22 protein-coding genes are annotated in these 22,840 nt (G+C 68.6%); 13 read left to right on the top strand and 9 right to left on the bottom strand.

From position 1 onward, the window contains the following. The first annotated feature begins 169 nt into the window (after positions 1–169). A complete protein-coding gene (locus tag ACQY9P_RS11670; protein WP_421739095.1) occupies positions 170–1,087 on the top strand; it encodes an AraC family transcriptional regulator N-terminal domain-containing protein in 918 nt (305 codons plus the stop codon). A 37-nt stretch (positions 1,088–1,124) separates the two neighbouring features. Here ACQY9P_RS11670 and ACQY9P_RS11665 read toward each other — a convergent pair whose 3' ends face one another. After that, the gene (locus ACQY9P_RS11665) at positions 1,125–1,631 is read right to left on the bottom strand and encodes a VOC family protein (protein ID WP_421739096.1); all 507 of its coding nucleotides are present in this window, start codon (positions 1,629–1,631) and stop codon (positions 1,125–1,127) included. 312 nt (positions 1,632–1,943) lie between these two features. Next, complete coding sequence (locus ACQY9P_RS11660; RefSeq protein ID WP_421739097.1) at positions 1,944–2,165, bottom strand: flagellar hook protein FlgE; 222 nt, start codon at positions 2,163–2,165, stop codon at positions 1,944–1,946. A 221-nt stretch (positions 2,166–2,386) separates the two neighbouring features. Here ACQY9P_RS11660 and ACQY9P_RS11655 point away from each other — a divergent pair, with 221 nt between their 5' ends. The 3 genes from ACQY9P_RS11655 (at position 2,387) to ACQY9P_RS11645 (ending at position 5,273) form a co-directional block, all read left to right on the top strand. Continuing rightward, entirely contained in the window at positions 2,387–4,108 is a 1,722-nt protein-coding gene (locus tag ACQY9P_RS11655) for a M20/M25/M40 family metallo-hydrolase (RefSeq protein ID WP_421739098.1), read from the top strand. Between the two features lie 18 nt (positions 4,109–4,126). Then, entirely contained in the window at positions 4,127–4,825 is a 699-nt protein-coding gene (locus tag ACQY9P_RS11650) for a DUF998 domain-containing protein (protein WP_421739099.1), read from the top strand. Positions 4,826–4,931: 106 nt separating this feature from the next. Further along, the gene (locus tag ACQY9P_RS11645) at positions 4,932–5,273 is read left to right on the top strand and encodes a YciI family protein (RefSeq protein WP_421739100.1); all 342 of its coding nucleotides are present in this window, start codon (positions 4,932–4,934) and stop codon (positions 5,271–5,273) included. Between the two features lie 5 nt (positions 5,274–5,278). On the opposite strand, the gene ACQY9P_RS11640 is transcribed toward ACQY9P_RS11645, so the two are convergent. After that, on the bottom strand, positions 5,279–5,899 hold the full coding sequence (locus ACQY9P_RS11640; RefSeq protein ID WP_421739101.1) for a TIGR02466 family protein: 621 nt from the start codon (positions 5,897–5,899) through the stop codon (positions 5,279–5,281). Positions 5,900–6,033: 134 nt separating this feature from the next. Here ACQY9P_RS11640 and uvrC point away from each other — a divergent pair, with 134 nt between their 5' ends. Next, positions 6,034–7,944, top strand: coding sequence for an excinuclease ABC subunit UvrC (gene uvrC / locus ACQY9P_RS11635; RefSeq protein WP_421739102.1), 1,911 nt, complete (start codon positions 6,034–6,036; stop codon positions 7,942–7,944). Positions 7,945–7,978: 34 nt separating this feature from the next. Here uvrC and ACQY9P_RS11630 read toward each other — a convergent pair whose 3' ends face one another. Then, positions 7,979–8,290 (bottom strand): hypothetical protein, encoded by a 312-nt coding sequence (locus ACQY9P_RS11630; protein ID WP_421739103.1) that lies wholly within the window; start codon positions 8,288–8,290, stop codon positions 7,979–7,981. A gap of 353 nt (positions 8,291–8,643) precedes the next feature. On the opposite strand from ACQY9P_RS11630, the gene ACQY9P_RS11625 reads away from it, so the two are divergent. Genes ACQY9P_RS11625 through ACQY9P_RS11615 form a run of 3 tightly spaced genes read left to right on the top strand, consistent with a single transcriptional unit; the run spans position 8,644 to position 10,768 of the window. Beyond that, positions 8,644–9,627 (top strand): glycosyltransferase family 2 protein, encoded by a 984-nt coding sequence (locus tag ACQY9P_RS11625; protein WP_421739104.1) that lies wholly within the window; start codon positions 8,644–8,646, stop codon positions 9,625–9,627. A 5-nt stretch (positions 9,628–9,632) separates the two neighbouring features. Beyond that, positions 9,633–10,364, top strand: coding sequence for a class I SAM-dependent methyltransferase (locus ACQY9P_RS11620; RefSeq protein WP_421739105.1), 732 nt, complete (start codon positions 9,633–9,635; stop codon positions 10,362–10,364). Continuing rightward, positions 10,361–10,768 (top strand): GtrA family protein, encoded by a 408-nt coding sequence (locus ACQY9P_RS11615; protein ID WP_421739106.1) that lies wholly within the window; start codon positions 10,361–10,363, stop codon positions 10,766–10,768. Before ACQY9P_RS11620 ends, ACQY9P_RS11615 begins: the two co-directional genes overlap by 4 nt. Here ACQY9P_RS11615 and ACQY9P_RS11610 read toward each other — a convergent pair. Beyond that, positions 10,765–12,924 (bottom strand): hypothetical protein, encoded by a 2,160-nt coding sequence (locus ACQY9P_RS11610; protein WP_421739107.1) that lies wholly within the window; start codon positions 12,922–12,924, stop codon positions 10,765–10,767. The genes ACQY9P_RS11615 and ACQY9P_RS11610 overlap by 4 nt on opposite strands. Before the next feature lie 120 nt (positions 12,925–13,044). On the opposite strand from ACQY9P_RS11610, the gene ACQY9P_RS11605 reads away from it, so the two are divergent. Both ACQY9P_RS11605 and ACQY9P_RS11600 read left to right on the top strand, forming a co-directional pair. Then, on the top strand, positions 13,045–13,287 hold the full coding sequence (locus ACQY9P_RS11605; RefSeq protein WP_421739108.1) for a hypothetical protein: 243 nt from the start codon (positions 13,045–13,047) through the stop codon (positions 13,285–13,287). 80 nt (positions 13,288–13,367) lie between these two features. Then, entirely contained in the window at positions 13,368–13,916 is a 549-nt protein-coding gene (locus ACQY9P_RS11600; protein ID WP_421739109.1) for a hypothetical protein, read from the top strand. Here the strand turns inward: ACQY9P_RS11600 and ACQY9P_RS11595 are convergent. Together ACQY9P_RS11595 and ACQY9P_RS11590 are read right to left on the bottom strand one after the other, a co-directional pair. Then, on the bottom strand, positions 13,913–14,788 hold the full coding sequence (locus ACQY9P_RS11595) for a kinase (protein ID WP_421739110.1): 876 nt from the start codon (positions 14,786–14,788) through the stop codon (positions 13,913–13,915). The two genes, ACQY9P_RS11600 and ACQY9P_RS11595, sit on opposite strands and share 4 nt — an antisense overlap. Positions 14,789–14,795: 7 nt before the next feature. Further along, complete coding sequence (locus tag ACQY9P_RS11590) at positions 14,796–16,463, bottom strand: sensor histidine kinase (RefSeq protein ID WP_421739111.1); 1,668 nt, start codon at positions 16,461–16,463, stop codon at positions 14,796–14,798. Between the two features lie 154 nt (positions 16,464–16,617). Between ACQY9P_RS11590 and pgsA the strand changes: the two genes are divergently transcribed. Further along, the gene (gene pgsA / locus ACQY9P_RS11585) at positions 16,618–17,235 is read left to right on the top strand and encodes a CDP-diacylglycerol--glycerol-3-phosphate 3-phosphatidyltransferase (RefSeq protein ID WP_421739112.1); all 618 of its coding nucleotides are present in this window, start codon (positions 16,618–16,620) and stop codon (positions 17,233–17,235) included. A gap of 11 nt (positions 17,236–17,246) precedes the next feature. Here the strand turns inward: pgsA and ACQY9P_RS11580 are convergent, their stop codons facing one another. Beyond that, positions 17,247–17,417, bottom strand: a complete 171-nt coding sequence (locus ACQY9P_RS11580) for a hypothetical protein (RefSeq protein ID WP_421739113.1) — start codon at positions 17,415–17,417, stop codon at positions 17,247–17,249. 354 nt (positions 17,418–17,771) lie between these two features. On the opposite strand from ACQY9P_RS11580, the gene ACQY9P_RS11575 reads away from it, so the two are divergent. Next, positions 17,772–17,978, top strand: coding sequence for a cold-shock protein (locus ACQY9P_RS11575; protein ID WP_421740112.1), 207 nt, complete (start codon positions 17,772–17,774; stop codon positions 17,976–17,978). Positions 17,979–18,108: 130 nt separating this feature from the next. Then, positions 18,109–19,308, top strand: coding sequence for a patatin-like phospholipase family protein (locus tag ACQY9P_RS11570; protein ID WP_421739114.1), 1,200 nt, complete (start codon positions 18,109–18,111; stop codon positions 19,306–19,308). 152 nt (positions 19,309–19,460) lie between these two features. On the opposite strand, the gene ACQY9P_RS11565 is transcribed toward ACQY9P_RS11570, so the two are convergent. Next, entirely contained in the window at positions 19,461–22,766 is a 3,306-nt protein-coding gene (locus tag ACQY9P_RS11565) for a hypothetical protein (protein ID WP_421739115.1), read from the bottom strand. Between the last annotated feature and the right edge of the window lie 74 nt (positions 22,767–22,840).

The following is a 22,840-nucleotide window of genomic DNA, read 5'->3' as shown; positions in this document are numbered from 1 at the left end:
GATCTGGGGAGCGATCGAACGACCAAGGTGTTCCACGCGCCGACCGCAGGGCGTTAGACCAATCCTCGGAGACTCCTGCACGATCCTGCAAAGCCGGGCCTGAACGGTTTTCAGGCGGCGGGCCGGGGCGTAGAAGAGCGATGTCGCGAAAGCCAGGAAAACCAAGCCCTTGACCCTGCCCGTCCCGTCCGGCGTCTATGGCGAGCTCGCCCAGATCGTCACCCGTTACGCCACGGGCGGCGCCGAGCCCGCCTCGCCGAGGGAGGGCCTGTTCTTCACCCGACGGGATGAGCCTTCCCAGCCGCTGCACGTGGCCCAGCGCCCCAGCTTCTGGCTGGTGGTCCAGGGCCGCAAGTGCCTGAGCATCGGCGACGAGGAGCTGCACTACGGTGTTGGCGACTGCCTGCTGGTGGCGCTGGACCTGCCGGTGACCTCGCGGATCACCCTGGCCAGCCCGGCCGAGCCGCATCTGTGCGTGGGCATGGCGATCAACCCCACCAGCCTGGCCGAGCTGGTCAGCCGCGCCCCGGCGCCGGCGCCCGTTGCGGCGTTCTCACAGTGTCGGCGAGGCGTCGCCGTCCACGCGGCGCCGCCAGAACTGCTGGACGCGATGCTGCGCCTGCTGCGCCTGCTGGATCGTCCGGCCGACCTGGCGGCCATGGGGCCGCTGATCGAACAGGAGATTCTGTGGCGGCTGCTGAACGGGCCCGACGGCGCGCGCCTGCTGCGCGTGGCGATGGGCGAGGGCCAGGGCGGCCGGGTGTCCAGGGCCGTCTCGTGGCTGCGCAACAACTTCGCCGAGCCCCTGCGCATCGAGGCCCTGGCCGAGCGGGTGGGCATGAGCGAGTCGTCCCTGCACCACCACTTCAAGGCCGTCACCAACATGACGCCCATGCAGTACCAGAAGCAGCTGCGGCTCTATGAGGCGCGGCGGCTGATGCTGGCCGAAGGACTCGACGTCGGCGCGGCCGGTTTCAGCGTCGGCTATCAGAGCCCTTCGCAGTTCAGCCGCGAGTATCGCCGCCTGTATGGCCTGTCTCCAGCCCGCGATATCGAGGCCCTGCGCGCGCCGATGGCGGCGGAGTAGGCGAGAGCGGCCCCTCGCGGAGCCGCCCTCCCTGGCCTCAGACCCGCTCCAGCGTCCTGGCCTGGGGCTGGTGGCTGTCGAGCGCCCGGTTGGGATCGGCCATCTCGGTGACGGCGCCGGCGAAGTCCAGATATTCGGCCGCGAAGGTCGGCGGCAGGATCTCGACCAGCCAGGTGTTGTCGACCCACACCTCGATCACGTGGAAATGGCCGCCACGGTCGCAGACAAAGGCGTCCCAGCCCCTGGCGGCGGCGCGGGCCAGGATCTCGTCCTGAGCCAGGTCGACGCCGAGGGCGAAATGGGTGGGCGAGCGGCGGTCGGCGCCCTCGGGCTGACGCGTGAAGATCGCGCCGGGTTCGCCATTGGGCTCCATGACGCTGCCGGCGGGATAGATCTCGATCGCGGTGCCGTGGCCGTCGGCCTTGAACACCATGTAGCTGCCCGGGTTGGGCTGGAAGTCGACGACGACGCCGCTCATGATATCGGCGAAGAATTCGGCCGCGCCCTTGGGGTCGGCGGCGCTGACGGACAAGTGATGGATCATGGGGTTGCTCCCTGGACGAGGCGTGGCTCGACCCAGGACGCGCGGCATCAGCCGCGCGCCTTGCGTTGGGCACGCCGTTGTTGACGAAATATCGGCGTTATCCGCCGAGGCCCGGGGATCTATTCGGAGGCGACTTGCGCCTCAACTTACAAGACGGTCATGACCTCGATTTAATCTTGAGGCGCCGTCAGGGGGTAAGGGGGGGGGGCGCCGCTCCCCGGAGCGGAACGAGGGGGGTTCGATCCTCGGGGAGCGGCGATCCAGACGCCCGGTCGCAGGGGGGCGTGCGAGGGCGTCTGGCGGAACGGCGCGCTAGACCTTCATGTCCAGCAGGGCGCCGGTCATCTGGTCGGCGGTCTTGGCCACCATGGCGTTGGCCTTGTAGTCGGTCTTGGCCGAGATCTGCTCGACCGCCTCCTTGGCGAGATCGGTGTCGGTTTCGCGCGCCTCCCAGGCGGCCGTGCGCTGGGCGCTGGCGTCTAGGCGGTTGGCGGCGGCGGACATGCCGGCGGCGGCGATGGCGAGGGCCTGCATGGCGAGGCTTTCCCTTGTTTCGCCAGCGTTTTCCCACGGTGACGTTAAGAGCTCGCGTAAAAGAAAGGTTAAAAGCCGTCAGCCATGCCCGACGGCGAAATCGCCCCCTCAGGCGGGAAGATTACAAAACGTTCAGGTCGCGCAACCTCGACAAGCCGCCACACTCTGGCCAAGGTTCGCCCCTTTTCGCGGGCAGGGCCCGCCCCTGGAGCCATTGCTTGATGTCCTTTTCGCGCCGCGCCGCTCTTCTCAGCGCCGCCCTGCTCATGGTCGCCCAGCCCGTGCTGGCCGCGACGCCCGCCAGCCCCCCGGTCGCCAAGGCGGCCGCCGCCAAGACGGGTCCGGCCCGGGCCAAGGCCTTCGTCTCCGACTTCACGCCGTCGCCCGAGGCGATCCGCGCCCACATGACCTTCCTGGCCGACGACCTGATGGAAGGCCGCGAGGCGGGCACGCGCGGCTATGACATCGCCGCCAACTATGTGGCGGCCCAGTACGCCCTGCTGGGCGTCAAGCCGGCCGGCGACAAGGGCGGCTACGCCCAGCGCGTGCCGATGCTGGCCTTCAAGAACGCCTCGGAAGGCGCCTTCAGCCTCACCGGCGCGGACGGCGCCCCCGTGGCCCTGAAGTTTGGCGAGGACTATATCCCCTCGGCCCAGGCCCAGGCGGCCGACGTCACCGTCGACGCCCCGCTGGTCTTTGTCGGCTTCGGCGTGGTCGCCCCTGAAAAGGGCCGCGACGACTATGCGGGCCTGGACGTGAAGGGCAAGATCGTCGTCCTGCTGACCGGCGCCCCCACGGCGTTCCAGACCGAGGAACGCGCCCACTACGGCAACGGCACGGTCAAGCGCCTGGAAGCGGCCAAGCGCGGCGCGGTCGGCGTCATCACCATGTCGACCACCAGCGGCGAAAAGCGCCGCCCGTTCGAGCGCGGCGTGAACGGCTATCGCGAATGGCGCATGACCTGGCGCGAGGCCAATGACGTCGGCCACGTGCGCGGCGTCTCCTCGCCGACCCTGGCCTCGATCAGCCTGAAGGGCGCGGCCAAGCTGTTCGCCGGCGCGCCCACCCCGCTGGACGCCGTGCTGGCGGCCGCCGAGACCCCGGACGGGGCGGTCAAGGGCTTCGACCTGCCGGCCAAGGCCAGCGTCACGATCAAGACCGAGATCGAGAAGCGCGAGAGCAGCAACGTGGTCGGCCTGATCGAGGGTTCGGACCCGACGCTGAAGGCCCAGACGGTGATCCTCAGCGCCCACCTGGACCACATCGGCATCAATGAACGCGCCAAGCCCGGCGAGGACCGCATCAACAACGGCGCGCTGGACAACGCCTCGGGCATCGCCACGCTGCTGGAAGTGGCGCGCGGCTTCAAGAACGCCAAGGTCAAGCCCAAGCGCTCGATCGTGCTGCTGGCCGTCACCGGCGAGGAAAAGGGTCTGATCGGCTCGGAATATTTCGCCAACAATCCGACCGTGGCCCGGGCCAACATCGCCGCCGATGTGAACCTGGACATGCCGGTGCTGCTGTATCCGTTCACCGACGTGGTGGCGTTCGGCGCCGACCGCTCGACCCTGGGCGCGGCCGTGGCCAAGGCCGCCGGCCGGGTCGGCATCGCCCTGTCGGGCGACCCGCTGCCGGAAGAAGGCCTGTTCACCCGCAGCGACCACTATCGCTTCGTCGAGCAGGGCGTTCCGTCGGTCTTCCTGATGACCGGCTTCCAGAACGGCGGCGAGAAGGCCTTCAAGACCTTCCTGGCCACGCAGTACCACCACCCGGGCGATGATCTGCAGCAGCCGATCGACTATGCGGCCGCCGCCAAGTTCGCCCTGGTCAATTACGAGATCGCCCGCGAACTGGCCAATGCGCCGGCCCGGCCGGTCTGGAAGAAGGGCGACTTCTTCGGCAACCAGTTCGCCCCGGCCGGCCACCCGTCGACCGCGAAGTAAGTTCTCGCGAAACCGGCATTGACCAGGAGGGCGGCGGAAGGGATTCTGCCGCCCTCTTCTTTTGTCCGAGGCCCGCCCGCCGTGTCTGCCCGTATTGGCGCCTACCTGAAGATCGGCGTGATCACGCCGGTGATCATGGTCGCCGACGTGTGGCTGGCCCAGAGGCTGTTTCCCGGCTTCAATCCCGGCGCCCAGTTCATCAGCGAGCTGGGCGGGCCGGCCTCGCCCAATCCGCTGGTCTTCAATATCGGCATGGTCCTGGCCGGAACCGCGGGACTGTTCGCCGGCGCCGGCTTCGCCCATGTGCTGGAGCATGCCGGCGGCCGCCGGAGAGTCTCGGCCTTCGCCGGACTGTGGGTGGCGCTGACGGGCCTGGGCGCGATCTTCGCCGGCCTGTTCCACTGGCCCGACGAGATGCACCGGGCGTGCGGCGTGGGCCTGGCCATCCAGTTCGCGCCGCTGTTCACCGCCTGGGCCCTGTGGGGCGTTCCCGGACATCGGCGGCTGGCGCAGTTCTCGCTGGGCTGGTTCGTCGGCCTGCTGCTGGTGTTCGCCCTGCTGACCGGGGTGTGGAATGTGCGCACCGGCTATGACGTCGGCTACTGGCAGCGCGGCCACGCCTTCCTGGGCCTGTTGTGGCTGGGCATCGCGGCCTGGACGCTGGAGCGCGGGTGGCGGGTGCAGCTGTCGCGCGAGATCGAGGCGGTCTCGGCCTGAACCCCGGAAAGGTCGGTCGGGAAGCCCCCGAGGGTGTCGGACTCCGGCGCGGTCGTTCGTCATGGGTGAAGAGGCAGGGCCTCTGACCGCAGCTTCAGGAGACCGCATGACCCGCTATCTCGTCGCCCTCCATCGCCCGGACGACTACGACCCGGCCGCCGCCGAGGACGACCTGATGCGGCGGGGGATCAGCGCCCTGAACGACGCCATGGTCGCCGCGGGCGTCAGGGTCTTCGTGGGCGGCCTGCAATCGCCACGCCGCGCCAGGTCTCTACGCCCCCAGCCAGACGGCCAGATCCTGATCACCGACGGCCCCTACCTGCAAAGCGGCGAGCATGTCGGCGGCTTCTGGGTGCTGGAGGTCGCCGACCTGGAGGAGGCCCTGGACTGGGGTCGCAAGGCCGCCGTCGCCTGCCGCGCGCCTGTCGAGGTGCGCCCCTTCCACTGACGCCCCTATTTCCAGGCGTAGTTGAAGCTGACGCTGATCCGCTGCTCTTCGGCCAGGTTGGGCGTCACCTCGTGGCGCAGCCAGCTTTCCCACAGCAGGATCGTGCCGGGCTCGGGCCGCACATAGACGAACGGCTGCAGGGTTTCCGGCGCGTCAGCGTTGCGCGTCGGCGCCGCCATCATCATCGGCAGGCGCGGATCCTCGAACTTCAGGGCCGAGGCGCCGACGGGGATGGTGACATAGATCGTGCCCGAGATGACGCTGTGCGGATGGATGTGGCCGGTGTGCTGGCCGCCCGGATCGAGGATGTTGATCCAGAAGCTGTCCATCACCAGCTTGCCGCCGGCCAGGTCGAAGCAAAGCGTCTTGGCGAAGGCCGCCGCGTGCTTGTCGAGCTTGCGCTTGAGATCGGCGAACAGGCTGTCGCGCTGGGCCAGGTCGTCCAGCGAAGCGTAGGACGTGTAGCCCAGATAGCCCTTCTTCTCGGCCCAGGCCTGCCCGGCCTCGTCTTCTTCCGCCACGGCGATGCAGGCGTCGTGCAGGTCGTCGATAAAGGTCTCGAAATCCTTCTCGCCGGCGAGGCTGGCTTGATAGAGCGGGGTGACGAAGAGCGGGCGTGTGGTCATGGGGGCGTCATAGCGCCTCACGGCGGCTCTTCAAAATCTCCCCTATCCGCTCATCCCCGCGAAGGCGGGGATGAGCGGCTATAGGTGTCAGCATTCCAGCCTCGAACGTCGCTGAACCGCCCAGACTCGCCTATATGTCCGTCGTGAACGACGACATCCCCTCCTCCGCTGTCCAAGACGCCAACGCCCTGACCGGCGCCGCCCTGATCAAGGACGAGGCCGCGCGCCTGCCTGACGCGCCCGGCGTCTATCGGATGATCGGCGACAACGACGAGGTCCTCTATGTCGGCAAGGCCAAGAGCCTCAAGAAGCGGGTGATCCAGTACGCCCAGGGCCGCTTCCACACCAACCGCATCGCCCACATGGTCGACGCCACCCGGGCCATGGTGTTCGTCACCACCCGCACCGAAGCCGACGCCCTGCTGCTCGAGATCAACCTGATCAAGTCGCTGAAGCCGCGCTTCAACGTGCTGCTGCGCGACGACAAGAGCTTTCCCGAGATCATGATCCGCCGCGATCACGACGCCCCGCAGCTGCGCAAGCATCGCGGCGCCCACACGATCAAGGGCGACTATTTCGGGCCGTTCGCCAGCGCCGGGGCGGTCAACAGCACGCTCAACACCCTGCAGAAGGCCTTCCTGCTGCGCTCCTGCAGCGACAGCGTCTATGACAGCCGCGACCGGCCCTGCATGCTGCACCAGATCAAGCGCTGCGCCGCCCCCTGCACGGGCCTGGTCAGCCTTGCCGACTACCAGGCCCTGGTCGACCAGGCCGAGGCCTTCCTGAGGGGCAAGTCCCGCGCGGTGATGGCCACCATGGCCGCCGAGATGGAAGCCGCCGCCGAGGACCTGGAGTTCGAGCGCGCCGCCCGCCTGCGCGACCGCATCCGCGCCCTGTCGGCCGTGGCCCAGGAAAGCCAGATCAATCCCGAGACCGTGGAAGAGGCCGACGTCGTGGCCCTGCACGTCGAGGGCGGCCAGGCCTGCGTGCAGGTGTTCTTCTTCCGGGCCGGCCAGAACTGGGGCAACCGCGCCTACTTCCCCCGCATCACCGGCGCGGCGGAAGAAGAAGGGGTCAGCGAGGAGGCCCAGGCCATGACCGCCTTCCTCGGCCAGTTCTATGACGACAAGCCCATTCCGCGCCTGATCCTGGCCAATATCGAGCCCGCCGAGGCCGAGCTGCTGGCCGAGGCCTTCGCCCTGAAGAGCGGCCGCAAGGTCGAGATCAGCATCCCCAAGCGCGGCGAGAAGGCCGATCTGGTTCAGCACGCCCTGACCAACGCCCGCGAGGCGCTGGGCCGGAAAATGGCCGAGGGCGGCGCCCAGACCAAGCTGCTGGCCGGGGTGGCCGAGGCCTTCGGCCTGGACGGCCCGCCCGAGCGGATCGAGGTCTATGACAACAGCCACATCCAGGGCACCAACGCCGTCGGCGGCATGATCGTGGCCGGGCCGGAAGGCTTCATGAAGGGCCAGTATCGCAAGTTCAACATCAAGGACACCGAGCTGACCCCCGGCGACGACTACGGCATGATGAAGGAGGTGCTGCGCCGCCGCTTCGCCCGCCTGGTCAAGGAAGAGGAAGGCGGCGAAAGCGACAATCGCCCCGACCTGGTGCTGGTCGACGGCGGCAAGGGCCAGCTGGACGCGGCGCTGGAGATCATGGCCGACCTGGGCGTCGACGACATCGCCGTGGTCGGCGTCGCCAAGGGCCCGGACCGCGACGCCGGGCTGGAGCGGTTCTTCATGCCCGACAAGACGCCGTTCATGCTCGAGCCCAAGTCGCCGGTGCTCTACTACCTCCAGCGCCTGCGCGACGAAGCCCACCGCTTCGCCATCGGCGCCCACCGCACCCGCCGCAGCATGGACCTCAAGAAGAACCCCCTCGACGAGATCGAAGGCGTCGGCCCCGGCCGCAAGAAGGCCCTGCTGCACGCCTTCGGCTCAGCCAAGGGCGTCGGCCGGGCGGGCGTTGAAGACCTGCTGAAGGTGGAAGGCGTCAGCCAAGCCCTGGCCGAACGCATCCACGCATTTTTCCGCAAGGGGTAGGTCCCTTCTCCCCTTGCGGGAGAAGGAAACGGCTCTATAACCTTCCCCGCCCGCCGCCTTTCAGCTGGTCCAACTTACGCGCCGGGGCGGGTTGGGTCGCTTGGGCCGCTTCCACCAGTCCCGCCAGTCCCGTCGCCGGGCGCGGGGCCGCCGACGGCAGGGCCAGGGCGGCGACCTTGCGGGCGGCGGCGGCCAGTTCGGCGCAGGCCTTGGCGCGGTCGCGGGCCTTGCGGACGGCGGCGGGGTCGTCGTTGGCGTCGATCGTTTCCCAGGCCGCGTCGAGGGCGGCCATCAGCTTGCTCAGCAGGCGCTCGCGCCATTCGGTCAGGGTCTGGGTCTGGCTCATGACACTATCTTGCGGCGCCCGCGCGCGGCGGGGATAAGAAACGTGCGTTTTTGTTCAAGGCATTGATTTTATTTAAGTCTGCTCCGGAAAGGGCGGGGATAGAGGCCTCGGTCGTCACCCTTCCCCCTTGATGGGGGAAGAGCAGGGTTGGGGGTGAGGCGGCCTGGGCGGAGCGTACGGTCGTCGCGGCTGAACGCTGCGCGTTCACCCCCATCCCCGACCCTTCCCCCATCAAGGGGGAAGGGTGACGACACCCTGTGGATAACTTTTCCATCCTCTGGCTCGGCGGGCCGATCCAGGGTTGAAGACCTGCCCCCGTTTGCTTTCCGCCCTCCCCCGGCTAAGAGAGCCGGGTGACCGACCTTTCCGCGCCCTCGTCCGCCTCCGAAATCTCGCGCAGCCGCGAAGGCAAGCGGCTGTCGATCATCGCGCCCTGCTTCAACGAGCAGGAGGTGCTGGACCTGTTCTTCAACCGCCTTGAAGCGGCGCTGGACACCTACGGGGTCGACTATGAGATCGTGTGCGTCAACGACGGCAGCCGCGACCACACCCTGGCGGTGCTGCTGCGCAATCTGGGCCGCAATCCCCGCATCAAGATCATCGACCTGGCCCGCAACTTCGGCAAGGAGACGGCGCTGTCGGCGGGGCTGGACGCCACGACGGGCGACATGGTCGTGCCGATCGACGTCGACCTGCAGGACCCGCCCGAACTGATCGCCGAGTTCATCGCCGCCTGGGAGGCCGGGGCCGACGTGGCCTATGGCATCCGGATCGACCGCAGCGCCGACACCCTGGTCAAGCGCCTGACCGCCCAGGGTTTCTATCGGGCCTTCAACACCCTTTCCGACGTCCACCTGCCCTATAACGCCGGCGACTTTCGCCTGATGGACCGCCGCGTGGTGGAGGTGCTTCGCCAGCTGCCGGAGCGCAACCGCTTCATGAAGGGGCTGTTCGCCTGGGTCGGCTTCAGGCAGATCGCCATCCCCTACACCCGTCCCGAGCGCGCGGCCGGAACCTCGTCCTGGCGCTACTGGCGGCTGTGGAACTTCGCCCTGGACGGCATCACCGCGTTCAGCACCGCGCCGATCCGGATCTGGAGCTATGTGGGGCTGGCGGCGGCGGTGCTGGCCTTCCTGTGCGCGGGCGTGATCATCACGCGCACCTTGCTGTTTGGCCGCGACGTGCCGGGCTATCCGTCGATCATGGTGCTGCTGTTGCTGAGCTTTGGAGTGCAGATGCTGGCGATCGGCTCGCTGGGCGAATATGTCGCCCGCATCTACGAGGAAGTGAAGGGCCGCCCCCTCTATGTGGTCATGAACCGCTACGGGTTCGGCTGACCCGCATGGAACGCGTCATCTATGATCGCATCCGCGAGCTCGAAACCGGGCACTGGTGGTTCGTCGCGCGCCGCAAGGTGCTGGACCGCCTGATCCGCCGCCTGGCCCCACCGGCCGGCGCGGCGATCCTGGAGGTCGGCTGCGGCGCGGGCGGCAACATCCCGGTGCTGCAGCCCTATGGCTCGGTGACGGCCCTGGAGCCGGACGCCGACTCCCGCGCCTATGTGGCCGAGCGCTTCGGCATCCCCGTGGACGGCGGACTGCTGCCCGACGGCCTGCCCTACCCCGCCGCCAGCTTCGACCTGATCTGCGCCTTCGACGTGATCGAGCATGTCGATGACGACGCCGGATCCGTGGCGGCCCTGGGCGCGCTGCTGAAGGACGGCGGCGCCCTGCTGACCACGGTCCCGGCCTATCAGTGGATGTGGAGCCACCACGACGCCCAGCACCATCACAAGCGCCGCTACACCCTGGGCCGCTATCGCAAGCTGTTCGAGCAGGCGGGCCTGACGGTCGAGACCGCCGGCTATTTCAACACCCTGCTGTTCCCGATCGCGGCGGCGCAGCGGCTGATCAAGCGCCTGCTGGGCGACCACAGCGCCGACGACGCCATGCCGCCCGCCTGGCTGAACCGCACCCTCACCGCCATCTTCGCGCTGGAGGCCGGCCCGGCCTCGGTCGGCGCCCTGCCCTTCGGCGTGTCGATCGCCCTGATCGCCCGCAAGCCGGCGCGATGAGCTCGCTGCGGGGCGATGTCCTGCGCTACGCCCTGGTCGGGGTGGTCAACACCCTGGTCGGCTTCTCGATCATCATCGGGCTGGAGCAGGGCCTGAAGCTGAACCCGTTCCTGGCCAATGCCGGCGGCTATGCGGCGGGGATCTGCATCAGCTTCGTGCTGAGCCAGCTGTTCGTGTTCCGCGCCCGCAGCACCGCCCGCCGCTCGGCCCCGCGCTATGCGCTGGCGGTGGCGGCAGCCTTTGGTCTCAACCAGGGCGTCCTGGCCCTGGCGCGCTGGCTGACGCCGGACGCGGCGCTGTGGGCCGTGTGCGCCCAGGGGGCGGCGACGGGCAGCTACACCGTCGCCCTGTTCCTGCTCAGCCGCTACTGGGTCTTCGCGCCGGCCCCGGCCAGGGAAGCCTAATCCAGCACCCTCACCTGCTGCAGGCCGATGCCCAGGATGCGGGGATCGCCGGTCGAGTTGCGCGCGTCGGGCAGGTCCAGCTTGATCCGAACGGGCTTTCCAGCCTTCAACAGGTCGGCCGGGACCTTGAAGCGGTAGTTGTAGAAATTGCCCGGGTCGACCTGGAACGGCGCCAGGCGCCGGCCATTGATGCTGGGGATCACGCGCTGGGGCCTGATCGGCTCGTCCGAGAAGCCGATCGCGGTGATCTCGACGAACAGGCCGTTCGGCTTGATCACGCGAGGGACCTCGACCTGCAGCCAGGCCTCCCTGGCGATCGACCACACGCCCTTGCCGCCGGGATCCAGCGTCGCCCAGCCCGACACCAGGGCGGCGGGCCTGACCGGCTGGTCCATGCGCGCCACCCAGACGGGCGCGCGCTCCGCGATCAGCTCTCCCGGCAGAACCGGGGCCAGGCCGTCGATCCCCGCCAGGTCGCGCCCGCAGATCACACCGCGCCGGAAGCGGTAGCAGTCCGTGCGGTTGGCGACGGGCTTCAGCGGGCCCCCTTCCATCTGGCCGTTGCTGAGAACCACGCTCAGGCGGCGATCTCCCGGCGCGGCGTCGCGGGTGATTTCAGCCGGCACAAGCTCGCAGGCCCCGTCATTGCTGCGCGCCGTGGGGAAGGTGTTGGTCGTGCCGCCGGTCCGCACCACCAGCATGTCCATCTGGCTGATCACCCTCTGGTCCAGCCCATTGGGGCTGCAGAAGTAGGTGGGCCTGAACACCCAGGCGCGGCCGCGCACCGCCGGGCTCTGGGCCAGGGCGATCGGGAAGTCAAAGCGGTCGGGCGCGGCGAAGATGTGGCGCACGCCCTGGCGCAGCGGGCTGGAGTCATAGACCTGCAGCAGGGCGGCGGCGGCCAGCAGCAGCACCCCCTTGCGCCCTTCCAGGCGGCTCACCCAGGTGATGGCCAGGGCCATGATCAGATAGCCCGGCGCCCAGAAGAAGCGCCCGTGGCAGCGGAAGCCGCCGATGATGTTGGCGATCGCGCCGCTGGGCTTGGGAAGCTTTCCGACCAGAACGGGTCCCGCATAGATGACCCAGCCGATCGCCCACAGGGTCAGCACGACCATGGCGGCGATCAGGGGCGACCAGCGCGACCAGAAGCCGGCTTCGGGCCGGACGCCCCGGGCGAAGTCTCGCGCCAGCAGGCCCAGCATGACCAGCACCAACACCAGCGTGCCCGTGCCCAGATACTGGAAGCCCTCGAAATACTGGCCGCCGTTGGGATCCAGAACGCCCTTGTACCAAACGCCGGTCCATAGCTGCCCGAACACCCGCGAGGCCTGGGGCCAGACGGGGCCCAGCGCGTTCATGGAATAGAAGCCGATGGCGTCGGCGCCGCCCACGTCGCCGCTGCCCTGCGTATAGCCCAGAACCAGAGCCGACAGGGCGACGGTCGTCGCCACCGCGACCGCCGCGATCGCGACGCGACGCCACGCTCCGGGCCGGCGCTGCATCAGTTCCGACAGCAGGGCCGCGCCAAAGCAGGCCCCGACGGGAACCAGATGATAGGCGTGGATCCCGGTGGCGAGACCGGCGATCAGCGCGAAGCCGGCGATCCGCCTCGCGGTCAGGCCAAGGCGGGTCGAGGTGATCGTCAGGGCCAGGGCGAACAGGATGATCCAGTGGCCCGACAGGGCGATATGGCCGAACTGACGGGCGATCCAGGCGGGAAACAGCAGCGCCATCAGGCCGCCGATCAGCAGCGGCGCGGCCTGCTTCACCCCCAGGGCGCGCAGCAGGCTGATCATGCCCCACACCTGCAGCGGATAGGACAGCAGCAGGAACAGGCCCAGAGGATTGAAATACGGGCCCACGCCCAGCGCCTTCAGGGCCACGGCCAGCCACGGGATGCTGTCGGCGAACACGATCGACACCGGCGTGGGCGTCAGGCCCGAGACCATGGCGATCGGTACGGTCCAGGGCTGACGCACGAAGGCCTCGTAGGCCGCCGTCATGATCATCATGTCGTTCTTGGGCAGGCTCCAGAACGCCGCCTTGGCCAGCGGCAGATCGAAGCCGAACATGAAGCCGAACAAGAGGAGCGGAACCAGGGTCGCCACCGCCCCGAAGGCGGCCTGGGCGCGGGTTGGCATCTTGAACACGGGCATCAAGGTCTCTTGGACTGGAACCCCGCGTGCTTAGCATCGAACCTTCGCCAGAACAGCCCTCGCCCGCGATAACCTGCCCGCGAAGGTTGCACTTGCGGCGAGGATCCCCAGATGCCCTCCATGACCGAACTTCAGGCCACGCTTGTCCTGATCATCCTGACCGTGGCGCTGATCCCCGTCGGCGTCTGGATGATGCGCGCCGCCAAGCGGTCGAAGCGGGCCATGGCGCCGCTGGCCGGCATGATGATGCTGCTCGGCGCCTTCTTCACGGCCGATCCTCCGCCGCCGCCCCGCACCGAATCCATCGCTCGCGAGGAAGAGGACGAGGACGGCGCGGCCGACGGTTCGCGACCCGAGCGTTAGATTTACGCGAGTCATTTTTTACGCTTGTCAAATTGACTATCGCCTCCCACAGTTGACCATCGCTCTGGGGGAGGACGCTGATGACAACGCCGGTCTGGGCCCAGCCGCGACGCACGCCGCTGATCCCGCGCCTGATCTCGGTGATGGTCGCCATCGGGATCCTGGGCGCCGCGGCCTACTGGATCGCCGATCTGGTGGCCCTTGAGCGCGCCAACGCCATCCTGCCCCGCCCTACCCGCGAGCAGATGCTGGACGAGAAGCCCCGGGCCCGGGTCGAATGGGGTCATGTCCGCGCCAATCTCAAGGCGCGCCTGAACCAGACCAACCCGCTGGACCTGGGCGCCGTCTGGGCCACCCGCACCGGACAGGTCTGCGGCCTGGTGAATGGTCGCGGCAGCTTCGGCGGGCTCAGCGGCATGGTGCGGTTCTATTCGGTCGACCGCGCGCCGGTGTTCCACCAGGACGTCGACCACCTGCAATTCCAGGAAGCCTGGTTCCAATGCCAGCGCGACCGCTGGGTCGAGCTGCACGAAGGCTCGGAAGAACCCGGCTTCTGCGGCACCGAACTGGGCAGGCGCCGCTGCTACAGCGTGCGGATCTTTGACGGAACGCGCGCCCGGGTGGACTAGAGGCCCCGCGTCCAGATCGGCCGGCGGTCAGCGTCCAGGCGGATGGCGATATCGGCCCGGGCAGGCAGGTCGCCCGCGATCCACTCGGTCAGGCGCTGATAGTGGGCGACGAAGCGGTCGAGGGCTGCTTCGTCCATGGCCTGGGCAGGGTCTGCCAGCCGCTCGCGCAGACGGGCCTCCTGCTGGCCGCGCCAGGTCCGGACGGTGGCGAAGTCTGGCGCGGTCAGCACGGCCAGCAGGTCGATCCGCTCAAACAGCGCGCGATACGGGCCCGCCAGGGCGGCGTTGACATGGGCGCGCCAGGCGCCGTCCGGATCCTCGTCGCGTTCCAGGGCGTTGACCGGAGCCGCCAGCGCCTCGGCCGGCTGGGGCCGCGCGCCCACGCACCAGCCCTCCAGCAGGATGACGGCGGCGGGGCCTTCGAACCGCTGCCCGTCGGCCGGCGGCGCGCGATCGTCGGCGGCCTTGTCGAAGCGCGGGATCAGGGTTGGCCCTGAGCCGGCCAGGGCGTCGAGCACGGCCAGCCCCAGGGCCACGTCGTGGGTTCCGGGAACGCCGCGCGTGCGCAGCAGCGGGTGCACGGTCGCGGCCAGGGTCACGCGCTGCGCCCGGGTCAGGTAGAGGTCGTCCAGCGACAGGTTGGCCGTCGCCAGGCCCCGATCCTCCAGCAGGCGGGTCAGCAGGCCGGTGAGGGTGGATTTCCCGGCCCCTTGCGGACCGCACAGGCCGACGACCAGCGGCCGGTCCCGCCCCCGCGCCGTCCGCGCGATGCGATCGGCCAGCGGGACATGCAGACTCGCCGCCAGGTCCAGGAAGGACTCCGGAAGCCGCTGGTCGCGAACGAAGGCTTCGATCAGGCCGGGGCGCGTCATCGGGCCCTCAGAACGGGTTGGACCAGCGCACCGAGGCCGACAGCGGCAGGGTGGCCCGGAACACCAGCCCCTCGGCCCGGAACTCGAACAGCGGCTCGCCCTTCAGTTCGCGCCGGATCGAGCTGTCGATCAGGCGGGTGCCGAAGCCCGGCTTGCTGGGCGGCGTCACCGGCGGTCCGCCGGTCTCGATCCAGGTGATGACCAGGGCCTCGTCCGGGTCCATTCGCCAGTCGATGCGCACCTTGCCCGCCGGCGCCGACAGGGCGCCGTACTTGGCGCTGTTGGTGGCCAGTTCGTGGAACACCATCGACAGCGCCACGGCCGTGTGGGGATTGAGCGGCACAGGGGGCCCCTCGCGCTCGACCCGATCGCCATGGGCCTGGGTGCAGACCTGCATCAGCTCGCCCAGATCGGCCTGGCGCCAGCCCGTGCGGGTCAGCAGGTCGTGGGCCCCCGACAGGGCGATCAGGCGCTCGGTGAAGGCCTCGACCGGCGCGCCCTCCAGCTTGCCGAAGGTCTGGCGGGCCAGGGCCTGAACCGTGGCCAGGGTGTTCTTCACACGATGGTTCAGCTCGTTGATCATCACCGCCTGGCGCTCTTCCCGGGCCTTCAGTTCCCGCGAGGCGGCGGCCAGGGCCGCGTGGATGTCGGCCACCTCCTCCAGGCTTCGGCCGACCGGTTCAAGCACCGCCTGGCCCTCGCCGATCGCCCGCGCGGCGGCGACCAGCCCGCCCACCTGGCGGTTGATGCCGCCAGAGACGAACAGCGCCATGCCGACGCCGAACGCCAGCAGCACCCCGAAGACGCTCGTCGCCACGACGACCGACCAGATCGCCGTGCGGTTCAACTGCGCGCGCGGAACCGCCACCATCAGCGTCCAGCCGGTCTGGGGCGATCGGGTATAGGCCACCATGGTCGGCACGCCGTTCAGCGACGTGCTCTTGCCGACGCCTTCGCGGGCCTGCCTGAGGTTCTTGGCCATGTCGGGCGTGGCCGCATGGCCGGTCCAGATCGCATTGTCGGACGACCGGGCGATGACCTTCAGATCGTTGTCCAGCAGGGTGGCGATCCAGTGGTCGGGAACCCGTTGCTGGCGAAAGACCGAGGTGAAGGAGGCGGCCTCGACCACATAGGCCAGCAGGTGCGGCTGGCCCTTGATGTCGACCCGGGCGCCGACGGTGATCACCGGCTTCTTGGCCACCCGCCCGACCCTCAGGTCCGACACACGGCTCTCGCCAACCATCAGGGCGCGGGTCAGCTGTTGGGGCCTTTGCACGATGGGCAACGGCGAGCCGTAGGGACGCAGGGTGTTGACGACCTGCTGGCCGGCGACATCGGTGACCACCACCCAGCCCGCGCGCTGGGCGGTCACCCGGCGGGCGCGGGTGTCAAACTCCTTCAGGTCTCCGGACTGCAGAGCCTGGTCGCTGGCCAGGGTCTCGACCACCGCGATGCCGACGGCGGTCTGCTGGTCCACGGTGCCAGACAGGGCCCGCGCCGTGGTCAGCATCTGTTGATAGGTCTGGGCGCGGCTCTGGCGATCGGCGCCGGCCAGCAGGAAGCCCATGCTCAGCAGGGCGGGAACCAGCAGGCTGATCGTCAGGAGAACCAGCCGGACGCGAACCGAATTGACGCTTCCCCGCGCCTGTCGTCCGACACGATCCAGCAGTTCCATGCGATCGAGACCTCGCAAAACGCCGCCCCCGGGCCTGATCCCTTCGGCCTGTATAGCCAACGTCGGCGAGTCCCGCGTGGCGAAAAATGCGCGTTACGGTTTAAGCGCCACGATGACATAGCCCTCGGGCCGCTTCCCGCGTTAGAATTCCATCATGAAGAATCTGCCCAACATCCTGACCGCCTCGCGCCTCGTCGTGGCCCTGTTCATGTTCGTGGCCCTGGCCGCCGCCGCCGGGGCCGTGCCGTGGCTGAGCGAGCAACTGACCGGCGAGGATCAGCTGCGGCTGGAGCGCTGGGCGTTCTGGGCTTTCGTGATCGCCGCGATCACCGACTTCTTCGACGGCTGGCTGGCCCGCAAGCTGGACGCGGTCACGGTGTGGGGCGCGATCCTCGATCCGATCGGCGACAAGATCCTGGTCTGCGGCGCGCTTCTGGGCCTGATGGCCCTGGGTCCCAACCCGATGGTGGTGCTGCCGGCCGGCCTGATCCTGTTCCGCGAATTCGCCGTCAGCGCCCTGCGCGAGGTCGGCGCCGGCAAGGGCGTCAAACTGCCCGTCACCCTGCTGGCCAAGTGGAAGACCACCCTGCAGCTGGTGGCCATCGGCGCCGAGATGGTGCTGGCCTCGTGGGCGGCGTTCGGCCTGCCCGACACGCCCGACGTCGTGGGTCCCGCCACCCTGGCCATCCACGGCCTGCTGTGGCTGGCGGCGATCATCACCCTGATCACCGGGGCGCAGTACTGGGAAGCGGCCCGCAAGGCGCTGGCCTAGCTTCCAGCGCCCTATTCGGCGGCCAGCAGGGTTGCGGGCGGCTCCTCGTCGCGCTCCACCGCATCGGGATCGCTGGGGCCATGCAACAGCCAGGCGCTGTCGGCGCCCCGGTCTGGCGCCCTCGCCCGCTCGGCCCGCATCATCAGCGTCAGCCAGTTCACGCCGGTCGCTCGCAACACCATCTTCGCCTCCAGAGTCGGGGATACTGTTGAGAATGACTCGCAATAAAGGCGACCGCAAGGCGTTTCGCGCCCGCCGGCGCGACGGCGAAAAGCGGCTCCCTGAGCGACGTTTTCGCGCGCGACACCAAGATCAGCCCCCGGTTGTCGCCCGGCCCGAAAAAGCAGAATTCAAGATTTTCCTTGCTGGCGAGCCCGTCTAGAGCCATCATGGAATTATCGAATTCGCTGCCGTTCGGCCTGCTATTCCATGCTTCCTTCGAGGAAGCGCCGGACGCGCCTACCGATCCCCAACGAAATTTGATCGCTGTTCGGAACGCTTCCGGCGGCGACTACTATCCAAAGGACTATCATACCATGGCTACCGGCACCGTTAAGTGGTTCAACGGCACCAAGGGCTTCGGCTTCATCCAGCCGGACGACGGCGGCAACGACGTTTTCGTTCACATCTCGGCCGTTGAACGCGCCGGCATGCGTACGCTGAACGAAGGTCAAAAGATCACGTACGAACTGGAACAAGACAAGCGCAGCGGCAAGATGTCCGCTGGCCAGCTGCAAGCTTAATCCAGTCAGAAGGCCCGGCCCGCCGGGCCCTTCGAAAGCTTCCTATAGGCCGGCGCTTGCGCCGGCCTATTTGCGTTTGAGACTTTGCGTTCTAGTTTCCACCGGCTCCTCCAGACTGGGTTAGAACGGCATGCGCGCGGCCCGGATCCTGATCGTCCTGCTGGCCAGCCTGACCCTGGCGGCCTGCGGCTCTCTCCCCCGCAACGCCTTTACCGCCAAGGAGATCACCGGCGTCGCGCCGCAGGGCATGAGCGAGGTTCGCTTCAACGCCAGCGACGCCGCCGCCGGCGTGCGCTTCGCCGAAGCCGCCCGCACCCGGTTCAACGACCAGAAGGGCTTCGACGTCCTGGCCATTTCGGGCGGCGGCGCCAATGGCGCCTACGGCGCCGGCACGCTGGTGGGCTGGACGAAAGCCGGCAACCGCCCCGAGTTCGACATTGTCACAGGGGTCAGCACCGGCGCCCTCACCGCTCCGTTCGCCTTTCTCGGCCCCGACTGGGACCAGCGCCTGACCCAGGCCTACACGAGCGCGGCGGCCGGCAAGATCCTCAAGCGTCGGGGCCTGGACATCTTCTTCCGCCCCGGCTTCTACAACACCGAGGCCCTGCGCGGCCTGGTGGAGAAATATGTCGATCCGCCCCTGCTGTACGCCGTCTCCGTCGAGCAGGCCAAGGGGCGACGGCTGCTGATCGCCACCACCAATCTCGACACCGAACAGACGGTGATCTGGGACATGGGCGCCATCGCCTCGCGCGGCGACGAAGCGGCGCTGAAGCTGTTCCAGGACGTGCTGGTCGCCTCGGCCAGCATCCCCGGCGTCTTTCCGCCGACCCTGATCGAGGTCGATGGCAAGGGCCGCAAGCTATCGGAAATGCATGTCGACGGCGGCGTGACCATTCCGTTCTTCGTCGCCCCCGAAGCCCTGCTGCTGTGGACCTCGCCGGACCATGGCATCGCCCGTCCGGGCAATATCCGGGTGATCGTCAACGGCAAGATCGGCGGCGGCTTTTCCTTCACCCCCGGCGGCACCCTGTCGATCATCAGCCGCTCCTGGGGCACGATGAGCAAGTCGCTGATGCGCACCCATCTGACCGCCAGCGCCGCGTTCGCCCGGCGCAACGGCGGCTCGCTGCTGTTCGCCGCCATCCCCGACGACGCCGAGGTCGACACCTCGGGCCTGGACTTCAAGGCGAGCAATCGCCAGGCCCTGTTCGATCTGGGTCGGCGGAGGGCCGAGATGGAGATCGCCTGGACCGAACCGGCGAGCCCCGAGGCCGCGCCCGCGGTCGTGGCCGCGCCGACGATCTCCACCTCGGCGCTCCGCCCGTAGGATCAGCCGTCCAAGTCGCGCGGTCGGCGACGGTGGCCGCCGGCTCCACGGCGCCCGAGACAGGAAAAAGGGCGGCCGGCCAAGGCCGCGCCGCCCTTCCAGGGACACGCCCTCCGCCGTCGCCGGAGGAGGGCGGGAACAACCTCCGACCGTTAAAGCGTCAGAACCGCACCGGCGACCGTCGAAGTCGTCAGGTTCAGCGTTCCAGCCAGCTTGACCGCATAGTCCACGCCCGCCGTGAAGGTGGTGTTGTCGCTGTGATCGAGCACGACATAGGTGTCGCCGCCGAACACGAACCATGTGACGACCGGCGTTCCCGAGCCGGCGGCGCTGGCGGCGGCGGCGTCAAGCGAGGCGGCCAGGGTCCCACCCGCCACGACCGCCGCGCCGAGCGCGCCCGCCGTCGGCGCCTGGCCGGTGAAGGTGATCGTATCGGCGGTCCCCACGGACATTCCCGTGATCGCCGTGAAGCTGGCGCCGCTGGCGGTCGCGGCGGTGAAGATGACGCTGTCAGCGCCCGAACCGACATCGATCGTATTCGCACCGCCGCCGACGCTGATCGCGTCGACGCCCGCGCCGCCCGTGACCTGATGGTTGCCGGTCGTGGCGGTGTAGCTGTTGGCGCCATTCCCCAGGCTGACGATGTTGTTCAGGCCGTTCGACCCGACGACGGTGTCGGCGCCCGAACCGCCGGTGTAGGTCACCGCGCCGCCGGTCGCCAGGCTGAAGGTGATCGTGTTGGCTCCCGTGGCCGAACCCTTGATCGCCGCGGCCGCCGCGAGGGCCCCCGAGGTGAAGCTGAAGCCGCCCAGGGTGATCCCGCTGGCGTCGATGGTGGTCAGGGCCGTACTGGCGGCCGTCAGGTTCAGGCCGGCGTTGCCGCTGACGGTGACGGTTTGGGCGCTGTTCCCCAGCAGGGTTACGAAGTCTTTGAAGGCGCCGGAGGGCGTGGCCTGGCTATCGACGGTAGTGATACTGAAGGTCTCGACGTTGGCCGCCGTGATCCCGGTCGACGCGAAGGACACGCCGGCGGTCGAGCCGTCGGTGAGCTGCAGGTTCACGACGTCGTTGACGCCGCCGGTGAAGGCGCTGTTGCTGATCGTATAGGCGGTGCCGGCGCCGCTCAGGACCAGGGTCCCGCCCGACGCCATGTTGCTCAGCGTCAAGCCGTTGCCGCCGCTGGTGGAAACGTGGCCGTAGTTGCCGATCACCGCCACGTCGATCGTCTGGTTGGTGGCCCCGGTCAGGACCAGTTGCTCGAAGCCGGTGACCTTGGTGGCGAAGGTCCCCGATCCAGACGCCGTTGCGGCGGAAACGGCGCTCATCTTCAGGACGTCGGCCGAGCCGCCTCCCGCGTCGATCGAGCCCGTACCCAGGGTCGCGCCGACGATACTGACGACGTCGTCGCCGCCGCCCAGGGTGATGACCTTGTCGATCGCGGTCGCCGACAGGGTGACGGTGTCGACCCCCGAGCCGCCGGAAAACGAAGCCTTGTTGCCGTTGATCGTCACGGTATTGGCGCCGGAGCTGGCCGAAGCGTCGACCGAGATGACCGTGGCCCCGGAGAGGTCGGCGGACAGGCCGGCCGCGCCGCTGACGCTGACCGTCTTCAGGTTGGCCATACCGGTCGCGTTGGTCAGGGTCAGCCTGGATGCGCCCGCCAGGGTCAGGGCGGTGGCCGCGCCAAAGGTGATGTTGTTCAGGGTCGAGGCCTCGGCCCCGGTGGTGATGTTCAGGGTGGTGTAGACGTCGGCGTCATCCAGCGTGCCGCCGGTCAGACCGTTGGCCGTCAGGTTCAGCGTGGTGGTCTTCAGTCCGCCCGCCAGGCTGCTGCTGTTGTCGATGATCATGTTGCTGGAGCCGTGGGCGAGGCTCAGCGTGCTCAGCGCGTTATCCGTGGCGTTCAACGTCGTGTAGCCGTCCACGCTGATCGTGGTGATCTTCCCGACGGTGGTCGACCCGAACCCGCCGTTCACATCGACGACGCTCACGCTCGAGGCGACGATGCCGGCCGCGCTGGGCCCGGCGGTGGCGGCCTTGGGCGCGCTGACCGTGACCGAGGTGGTCGCGGCCCCGCCGTTGACCGTCACGGCGGCGTTGGTGTGGGTGGTGTTGTTGGCGTTGCTGGCGGTCTGGGTGACGGTGACCTTGGAGCCCCCGTTCACCTGGACGGCGCCCATGGCGCCGGCGTGGCTGGACGCGATGTCGAGGGTCACGACGCCGGTCGGGGCGGTCACGCCGCCGATGGTGACGCCGCCGGTGGTGACGCCGGACGCCGTCAGCGTCAGGGCCGCGCCGCCGTTCACGGTCAGGGTGTTGGCCGCGAGAGCCGAGGTGGTGATCACGGCGTTGGTCGAGGTCGGCGCGGTCACGGTGGTGGACCCGGCGCTGGTGACGTTCAGCTTGGTCAGGCCCGTCCAGGTCGAGGCGTTCAGGACCAGGCCGGCGTCGTTGGTGACCGTGGCGGTCGCGATGTTGCGGACGGTCGCCGCCGCGACCGTATAGGTTCCGCCGGTGGCCGCGGTGACCGTCAGGCTGTCGGCGCCGCCGGCGCCGTCAATCACGTCGCCGGCGTTGAAGGTCAGGTTCGTGGCGCTGAAGGTGTCGTCAGCCGCGCCTCCCGCTATGGCGTCGTTCGCGGCGGTGAGGGTCGCGGAGAGCGCGGCCGGGGTCGTGTCGACAGGCCCCGGCAGAGTGATATCCCGGTCCACGGCCTTTCCCGTGCCGTGCGCGCCGCCTTCGATGGAGGGCTTGTAGGCCACGGTGATGTCGACATTGTAGATCGGCGAGCCGGTGGCCAGGGCGATCATGAAGTTGTTGCTGGCGGCGGCGTAGATGCCGATATCGGACTTGATCGCCTCGCCCATCAGATAGCCCGCCGTGGCGGCCTTCACGGCGAGGTCGATCTGGGCGGCGGTCATGTTGGCGGAGACAACGCCCGCGCTGGCCGCGATCGAGTCCTTGCGGGCGACGATATCGGCGATGGCCTTGGCGGCGTCCACGCCGGCGGCCGCGGCGTACGAGCCGCCGATGATCGTCTCGTAGATCGACGCGACATAGGCGGCGTAGCTCATCGCCCCGTACTTGGTCGCGAAGGCGAGCGCGCCCTCGCCATGGACGCCCAGGTTGGCGGCGAAATTGATGTATCGGTTCTCGATATTGAACTTGGCGTAGTAGGCGTCGTTCAGGTCGGTCGTGTTGGTCGCGGAGTTGACCAGAAAGTCGATACCGGCCTTGGTCGGGCTCTTACCCGTGAAGAACTGATAGGCCAGCACGGCGACGGCCGTGGTGCTGTCGGCGCCGTTGACAATATTGCTCAGAAGCTGGGCGTCGCTCAGTTGGCCGTTGGCGCTAAGCCACGCCTGGACTTGAAAATTGGCCACCGTCGCCGGGGTCGGAGCCACGCCGTCAAGAACTTTCGTATAGGCCTGAATAAGTTGGTCAGCAGTATAACTCATTTTTCACTTCCGACTTTGGCCGCAGGCCTGGCGACGCTGGAAAACTTTTTTCTGAATTATTCACTAAATCAGAC

This window comes from Caulobacter sp., assembly GCF_965279145.1.
Taxonomy (GTDB): domain Bacteria; phylum Pseudomonadota; class Alphaproteobacteria; order Caulobacterales; family Caulobacteraceae; genus Caulobacter.
This window is presented reverse-complemented; position numbering and strand designations above follow the sequence as displayed.